Below are 7958 nucleotides of genomic sequence, written 5' to 3'. Positions count from 1 at the left end.
CTGTCAAGATATTTTTAGAAAAAATTTGAAATTTCTTTCACATATAAAAATCTGCTGAGTTTCAACAACTCAACAGATTCTCACTTTATATACTCAATGAAAATCAAAGAGCAAATTAGGAAGCTAGCCGCAGGCTGCTCAAAGCACGACTTTGAGGTTGCAGATAGAACTGACGAAGTCAGCTCAAAGCACTGCTTTGAGGTTGTGGATAGAACTGACGAAGTCAGCTCAAAACATGTTTTTGAGGTTGCAGATAGAACTGACGAAGTCAGTAACCATATATACGGCAAGGCGACGTTGACGTGGTTTGAAGAGATTTTCGAAGAGTATAAATAGTAAACAAAAAGGAGCGCTGAGCTCCTTTTCTTTGTGATTATAAGGTTTTTTCTTGTTCTCTCACCACCAGCAAATCGACCTTAGCATGGCGGAGGATGTATTCAGATGAAGAGCCGACTAATAGGCGTTCAAAGGCGTTGAGACCGGTTGCGCCAAGGAGGATGAGGTCCACTTCCTCAGCATCTGGAATAGTACGTGCCAGTAGGGTCTTTGGATTTCCCATTTCAATGACGATATGAACATCGGCCACACCAGCATCTTTAGCACGTTTTTCGTACTCTTTCATCAGACTTTCAGCGTCGACTTGGAGTTGTTCGTAAACTTCAGCATCAAAGGTGGATACGCTTTGGAGAGCGCGTGTGTCAATGACATGGGCGATGGTGAGTTTAGCGTCGTTTCGTAGAGCAGAATGAACTCCCTTGACAAAAGCCAAGTCTGCTTCCTTAGAACCATCGATTGCGACCATGATATTTTGGTAACGTTGTGTCATAATGAAACCTCCTGAAATTTTCTTACTACAATTGTAAACCTTTTCACTATAGAAGTAAAGCAAAAAAAGTATTTTTCAAAAAATGTTAGCGCTTGACATATGTATGTATATATGTTAAAATATATAAAAAAGAGTGAGAGTAAAGATAGAATAGATTGGAGAGGAGTGGTTATGAAAAACTCTTTTCAAGAATCAAAAAAAATAAATTTCCTTTATTATGGAATCATCTTAGCTTCGGTCTTGGTAGAAGTGATCATAATCTGGCAATTAGATAGGTTGATTCCGCTTCTTTATCCAGGTTTTGTTGGCTTTTTAGTCTTTCATTTACTCTACCATTTGGTATTATTCCTAGTCGCTAAAAGAAGTGGTCGCTGGGATTACTTGATGATATGGGGGCTTTTCCTCATGTTCAATCTTCTCTATGACTCCTTTTTAGGCTTGCTTTTTCTAGGTTTATCTTTTGGTATGTAGAAATTAGTTGAGGTGTTGATATGAGATGTTCTAAATATATAATTACAATGATGTTTGTATTGTTTACTTTTGGAATGGTTATTCCTGTTGTAGCTCAGGAAAATTCCAATAATATAGATCAATCAATTACTATTTTGAAAAAATACACTGAATTAGATGAATCGAATATTCCTTTTATTCGGACGGATATTATGGAAGAACAGAATGAAAATAAAGAAACAATAACTCTTGCAGAAATGGTGAATGAACTCGCTATAAGTTATAAAAATCAGAAGCTATCTCATAATAAAGTAATAAAAAGAATAAGAAGAGGTTTGATTCCTACTTATGGTAATTGGTGTGGTCCAGGTCATACAATGGATGATAGAAATGGGAATGCAATTGATATTTTAGACTGGGCATGTAAAGATCACGATATTTGTTATAGAGATAATGGATATTGGAATATTGATTGTGATAAACGATTTATCAAACAGTTAAAAGCTATTCTTGATAGTGACGTATTATCTCCAGATGGGAGATTATATGCATCTGCAGCCTATACCTTATTTTCTACTATGAGAAATTATGGTGGATAGTTATTCTCTTTAAACTCTCCTCTATTTCCTCGCTTTTAGCGAGGATTTTCTTCTATATAAATCTAGTAACAGCTTCCAGTAAACTTGTCGCATTCTCTTTCTAGTGGTATAATGTTACTAGTCTGATGAATGGAGGAAACAAGATGAAAGAATATAACAAGTCTAGTAAGTTAGAGCATGTTGCTTATGATATCCGTGGTCCGGTTTTGGAAGAAGCCATGCGGATGCGAGCAAATGGAGAAAAGATTTTGCGTCTGAACACCGGAAATCCAGCAGAATTTGGCTTTACAGCGCCAGACGAGGTCATCCATGACTTGATTATGAATGCGCGTGATAGTGAAGGCTATTCTGATTCCAAAGGGATTTTTTCAGCCCGTAAGGCCATCATGCAGTACTGCCAACTGAAGAAATTCCCCAATGTGGCTATGGATGATATTTATCTTGGAAATGGTGTCAGTGAGTTGATCGTCATGTCCATGCAGGGGCTTTTGGACAATGGAGATGAGGTCTTGGTGCCTATGCCCGACTATCCTCTATGGACGGCGGCTGTCAGCCTAGCTGGAGGAAATGCCGTTCACTATATCTGTGATGAAGCTGCAGAATGGTACCCTGATATTGCGGATATCAAGTCAAAAATCACTTCCAATACCAAGGCAATCGTCCTTATCAATCCAAACAACCCAACTGGAGCCCTTTATCCGAAGGAACTCTTGCTGGAGATTATTGAGATTGCCCGTCAAAACGACTTGATCATCTTTGCGGACGAGATCTATGATCGCATGGTCATGGATGGGCATGTGCATACGCCTGTGGCCAGCTTGGCACCGGATCTCTTCTGTGTCAGCATGAATGGTCTGTCAAAATCGCATCGTATCGCTGGTTTCCGTGTGGGTTGGATGGTTCTGTCTGGTCCTAAGACACATGTTAAGGGCTATATCGAAGGGCTCAATATGCTGTCCAATATGCGCCTTTGCTCTAACGTTTTGGCCCAACAAGTCGTCCAAACCTCCTTAGGTGGTCACCAATCAGTCGATGAATTACTCCTTCCTGGTGGACGAATCTACGAGCAAAGAAACTTCATCTACCATGCCATTCAGGATATTCCAGGTTTATCTGCCGTTAAACCCAAGGCGGGTCTCTATATCTTCCCCAAAATCGACCGCAATATGTACCGTATCGATGATGATGAGCAGTTTGTCCTTGATTTCTTGAAGCAGGAAAAGGTGCTCTTGGTTCATGGTCGCGGTTTTAACTGGCAGGAACCAGACCACTTCCGTATCGTTTACCTTCCTCGTGTCGAGGAACTAGCCCAAATCCAAGAAAAGATGACTCGTTTCTTAAAACAGTATCGCAGATAGGGCTTACATGAGAAAAAGCTGGAAACAATTGCTTAGAGCTATTGACAAAAGTGACAGAATCAGATAGAATGGTAAAGTATGTTTAGTAACTGATCACTTTATAGCCGGCTAAACGAATACAAAATCTATGAGGAGGTATTCATCGTGAAACGTACTTATCAACCAAGTAAACTTCGTCGTGCGCGCAAACACGGATTCCGTAACCGTATGTCAACTAAAAATGGTCGTCGCGTATTGGCAGCTCGTCGTCGTAAAGGACGCAACGTTTTGGCTGCCTAGTCCAAACCACGGAGAAGGAAAGTCAGTAGGAACTCGAGTCTACTGGCTTTTATTGTGCTTAAAAATAGGGGTAAGAGTAGATGAACCCGGTGTTAAAGATAGAGTAGCTTGAAGCTAGGAAAGTAGATAGCGACTGCTAAAACAGTTTTAGAAATTGCTTTGCATTTCCTAATCAATCTGTTGCGTTTTTATTTCCTTTCGCTATAGATCTGTCTGGTAAAGGAAGGGCTCGTCATAAGCTATAGTAGATTGAAACGAGAATAGGACACCTCTACTTCTAAAACATTGTTAGAAATCGATTTGACTGTCCTGATCGATTTGTCCTGTTCTTATTTCATTTCACTATAGTTGAACCATCTCATTTTTAGGAGGGCTGGATGGCTAACTTCCTTATAGAACTTTCAGTGGGATTCAGCGATGAAAAAAATGATAAAAGTGTCAGGATAAGTGTTGACTAATTTTATCAAAGTGGTATAATGTAGCTGTGATAGCTGTGATAGCTGTGATAGCTGTGATAGCTGTGATAGCTGTGATAGCTGTGATATTATAGTTGCTTGAGGCTTAAGGGGGACCTGGTCTCATCTCCTATCATTTACTCATTAGTAAGAATCACGGTGCTGTTTCTAGCTTCACTCTCTGAAGGAGTGGGAGTTGGGAAACTTATTTTTTATTATATCATTAGTCTTCTTAAGGAGGTAACATGGAAGATAAATCGAATTCACTCAGTAGGGTAAAGCGCCATCAACGCGAAAAAGTCTTGCGCTTCTCTATTCGTAAATATAGCTTTGGTGCAGCTTCTGTTGCGGTTGCGGCTCTTATGTTTATGGGGGCCAACGTCGTGAGTGCAGATAGCCCAAGCCAAAACACGTCGTCATCGACTACTGGTCTAGCTAGCCCGAAAGATGGGGAGCAGTCGTCTGAAGCAGGGCAGGCAAGGGATGAAAATCAAGCCGAAGTAGCCAGTGAGCCTTCAGCAAATAACGAAGCTCAACCTGCTGAAGAGAAAGCTGCTACAGTTGATAACAGCCGCTTGAGCAAGCTAGTGGAAGAGGTAAGTGCTCTTCTTTCTACCGACTCGAAGCACGATCCTTCAGTTGTAAGTCCTATTAAGGAGCGACTTCAAAAAGGAAAAGAATTATTAGCCCGTGCTGATGCAGATCAAGGGGATCTTGACAGTCTTGCTGAGGACTTGGAAAAGGACTTGGCAGTCTTATCAAGTTCTTCTAAAGAAGAAAGTCAGCCGCAGGGAAGTGAATCAGCGGATAAAAATGCCTCTTCTGAAACGAGCGACCATAAGGAGGAGGGTTCAGACAGGGCTGCTTCTGCATCTGGAGCAGAAGATAAACCTAAGAGATCTAGAAGATCTAGGAGGGCTCTGGAATCTATCCCGAGTACTGTTAACGAAGGTGCTTTGTCTGATGTAAGATACTTTGCTTCTGTTGATCCATCTGATAATGGTGGACAAAATACAAGAAATAATGACCCGGAATTTACTAAAAATAAGACAGTAATCAAAGCAAAATATCAGGAAGACAGTGAAGGTAAATGGATAGTCTACGATGTCTTCTTCAATAACGATGGAAAAACTATGACGAAGAAGTCATATAATCAACAATATTATTTCCAAGCTCCTTTTAATATCATGGATTCTCGTAATATTGTAAAAGACTTGGGTTTCACTCGATACGAAAATATTGGTGGAAAAAGACTTTCTGATGGAACTAACGGATTTCGACCGTATGGTAATACAGCTTATATCTCTAATCCGTGGGCTCAGAAGAATGACATCTTTAATAATGATAGAATATCTTTCTATGATCCATCTTCGGGAGTAACCCGTGATTCACAGAGATGGGCTGTATTCAAGAATAATCGATATGATAGTACTCTGAATACTCTTACAAAAGATAAAAATGGTAATTATCCAAATCTATCGTATTATTTGGGAGTTAGAATTGGACCATCAAATCTTCCTTATGCTGTCCACATGCATGCGAAGATTAAACTTAAAGACAATGTAACTGCTGAGGAGGCTGCTCAATACGGTCGTGTCTATGCTGCTACAACAACTTTCGGAACGACTACTAATCAGTCATATATTGTGGGGGCAACGGGTGCTAGGTTAGAAACGACCACAGAGGCAGAAACCTACCCTATCCAAGGTAGCTCACATACCAAAACGGTGGGAGATAGTCTTCAAGATACCAATAACCCTGTAGGTGATGGCTATATCACTTCAAAAAGTGGTAAAGACTTCCCGCCAGGAATGAATTGGAGCTGGAAAGATGGAAATAAACCAAGTACAGCTCAAGCTGGAGTCTTTACTTATAAAGTAATTGCTACCTACAGTGATAAGTCATCATCAGAAGATGCTAACTCAGGCTCAGACGGAACAGTTACATTAAACGTTAGACCTAAAAAACCGACTATTTCAGACTTTGAAAACAAGAAAGGTCTCACTGGACAAAAACTTACAGTGAATGTAGGAAGCGGAGTGCCAAAGGGTTCAACAGTTAACCTTTACGATGGAACTAAGCTGATTGGAACTGGAACAACTGATGGAGAGACTGCAACCGTTACAGTTACAGAAGCTCTACCAGGAAACCCTATTACAGCTGAAACCATTGTTAACAATGGTGGAGAGGTGAAGTCAGAACGAAGTGACGCTGTAACACCGACAGAAGCACCAGACAAACAAGCCCCAACCTTGACCATCACACCAGCAAGCCAAACGGTAACAGAAGGTCAATGGGTAACATTTACAGTCACAGCAACAGATGATAAGAAGGCTAATCTGGATGTTAGTGATTTTATAGGCCAACCAAAATATGGTAACAGGTTTATTAAAGCGCAAGCATTTGTAAAATCAGAAGGAAGTACAGCTACTAAACAAATCAGGGAAATCACCCTTAAAGCCCTACCAGAAGATGTTGGCAAAACACAGACAATTACCTTCAGGGCTACTGATGATGCAGGGAACCAAGCAAAACCTGTGACCTTTACTTTCACTGTCACAGCTGGGGATAAGACGGGGCCAACCATTACAGCAGCAGATGCTACAGTAACTAAAAACGAACCAATTACTCCAATCCCTGTAACAGCTGTAGATAATACAGGTGGTGTTGGCTTGCGTGATAAAGATCCTATTCTAGTGGAAGGCTTACCAGAAGGCTTGACTTATAAGGATGGTAAGATTACAGGCACACCGACAGGAAATCCGGCTACATCTCGCGTCACCATTAAAGCCTATGATAAGAACGGAAATGTTACTACAAAGACAATTGATATTGTAGTACAAGCGCAAAAAGACAAGTATAATCCAGTAGGCGAACCCCTAACAGTAAACCAAGGACAAACCATTTCAGATGATGCAGTAAAAGCAAAAGTGAAAAACGTTGGTCCAGGAACACTAACAGTACAAAGTAAACCAACTTCAACAAACACAGCCGGTTCAGCTGGGAATGCAGTTGTAAAAGTTACTTATCCAGATGGATCAAGTGAAGAAGTGACAGTTCCAGTCACTGTAAAAGACGTAACAGGGCCAACTATTACAGCAAATGGAGCGACTGTTACCAAAAATGAACCAATCAGTCCAATCAAAGTAACCGTAGCGGATAATGAAGGCGGACGAGGCTTACGTGAAAAAAATCCAGTAGAGGTAACAGGTTTACCAGCAGGCTTGACTTATAAGAATGGTCAAATTACAGGTACACCAACAGGAAATCCAGGTGCATCCCAAGTAACTATTAAAGCCTATGATAAAGATGGTGCAGTTACGACAAAAACAATCACCATTACTGTTCAGGATCAAGCTTCTAAGTACAATCCAAAAGGAAAAGACCAAACAGTTTCTAAAAATGCGGTTCCTGCAGCAGCTGATAGTATCAGTAACAAGCAAGACCTACCAAAAAACACTAGCTATCGCTGGAAAAAAACTCCAGATACTAGCCAAGCTGGAAAAACTGTATCTGCAGTGGTCATTGTGAGCTATCCAGATGGATCAAGTGAAGAAGTACCAGTTAAGGTTAAGGTATCAAATTCTCTAGCCGGTACAGTTACAGCACCGTCAGCGGTTAAGGAGAAAACACCAGTTACTCCAACTAAAGTTGTAACAGCTAACAAGCCAGATTCAACCATTACAACAGAACAACCAGTTAATGGATTGACAGTTGACGGCGAAGGTAAGTTAACAGGTACACCAACTGTTACTGATTGGGGCAAAGACGAAGAAGAACGTAAGATTACTATTCCAGTCAAAATTAAGAATGGTCAAGATGAAGTAACCGTCAGCGTTCCAGTGACTATCCAACGTGATACAGATGGAGATGGTATTCCAGATGTAACGGATCCAGATGATGACAACGATGGTATCTCAGATGCAGATGAAAAAGCAAATGGAACAGATCCAAAAGTTGCAAATTCTCTAGCACCAACAGTAGAGTTGTC

At 40.7% G+C, this 7958-nt stretch carries 7 protein-coding genes; 6 read left to right on the top strand and 1 reads right to left on the bottom strand.

What is annotated here, in order from left to right; genetic code table 11:
* The first annotated feature begins 96 nt into the window (after positions 1–96).
* Positions 97–336 (top strand): hypothetical protein, encoded by a 240-nt coding sequence (locus tag HT736_RS11900; protein WP_240154037.1) that lies wholly within the window; start codon positions 97–99, stop codon positions 334–336.
* 37 nt (positions 337–373) lie between these two features.
* Here the strand turns inward: HT736_RS11900 and HT736_RS11370 are convergent, their stop codons facing one another.
* A complete protein-coding gene (locus HT736_RS11370; protein WP_000194272.1) occupies positions 374–826 on the bottom strand; it encodes a universal stress protein in 453 nt (150 codons plus the stop codon).
* A gap of 171 nt (positions 827–997) precedes the next feature.
* Between HT736_RS11370 and HT736_RS11365 the strand changes: the two genes are divergently transcribed.
* The 5 genes from HT736_RS11365 to HT736_RS11345 form a co-directional block, all read left to right on the top strand.
* Positions 998–1297, top strand: coding sequence for a hypothetical protein (locus HT736_RS11365; RefSeq protein WP_172931057.1), 300 nt, complete (start codon positions 998–1000; stop codon positions 1295–1297).
* 20 nt (positions 1298–1317) lie between these two features.
* Positions 1318–1875: a hypothetical protein gene (locus HT736_RS11360; RefSeq protein WP_001203814.1), complete on the top strand. Its 558-nt coding sequence runs from the start codon at positions 1318–1320 to the stop codon at positions 1873–1875.
* 143 nt (positions 1876–2018) lie between these two features.
* Positions 2019–3233 (top strand): pyridoxal phosphate-dependent aminotransferase, encoded by a 1215-nt coding sequence (locus tag HT736_RS11355; protein ID WP_050208835.1) that lies wholly within the window; start codon positions 2019–2021, stop codon positions 3231–3233.
* 144 nt (positions 3234–3377) lie between these two features.
* Positions 3378–3512 carry a 50S ribosomal protein L34 gene (gene rpmH / locus HT736_RS11350; RefSeq protein ID WP_000831907.1) on the top strand — a complete coding sequence of 45 codons (135 nt, stop codon included), beginning with the start codon at positions 3378–3380 and terminating at the stop codon, positions 3510–3512.
* A gap of 700 nt (positions 3513–4212) precedes the next feature.
* Positions 4213–7958, top strand: a 3746-nt coding sequence (locus HT736_RS11345) for a Rib/alpha-like domain-containing protein (RefSeq protein ID WP_172931056.1), incomplete at its 3' end; no start/stop codon positions are given.

The organism is Streptococcus sp. 339 (genome assembly GCF_013277285.1).
GTDB classification, from domain to species: Bacteria; Bacillota; Bacilli; order Lactobacillales; family Streptococcaceae; genus Streptococcus; species Streptococcus pseudopneumoniae.
The sequence above is the reverse complement of the archived record's forward strand: the minus strand, read 5'-3'. Positions and strand labels throughout refer to the sequence as shown.

Bases quoted from the DNA above. Each gene is read 5' to 3' on its own strand.
- HT736_RS11900 (WP_240154037.1), top strand. From the start codon at position 97: ATGAAAATCAAAGAGCAAATTAGGAAGCTAGCCGCAGGCTGCTCAAAG.
- HT736_RS11370 (WP_000194272.1), bottom strand. From the start codon at position 826: ATGACACAACGTTACCAAAATATCATGGTCGCAATCGATGGTTCTAAG.
- HT736_RS11365 (WP_172931057.1), top strand. From the start codon at position 998: ATGAAAAACTCTTTTCAAGAATCAAAAAAAATAAATTTCCTTTATTAT.
- HT736_RS11360 (WP_001203814.1), top strand. From the start codon at position 1,318: ATGAGATGTTCTAAATATATAATTACAATGATGTTTGTATTGTTTACT.
- HT736_RS11355 (WP_050208835.1), top strand. From the start codon at position 2,019: ATGAAAGAATATAACAAGTCTAGTAAGTTAGAGCATGTTGCTTATGAT.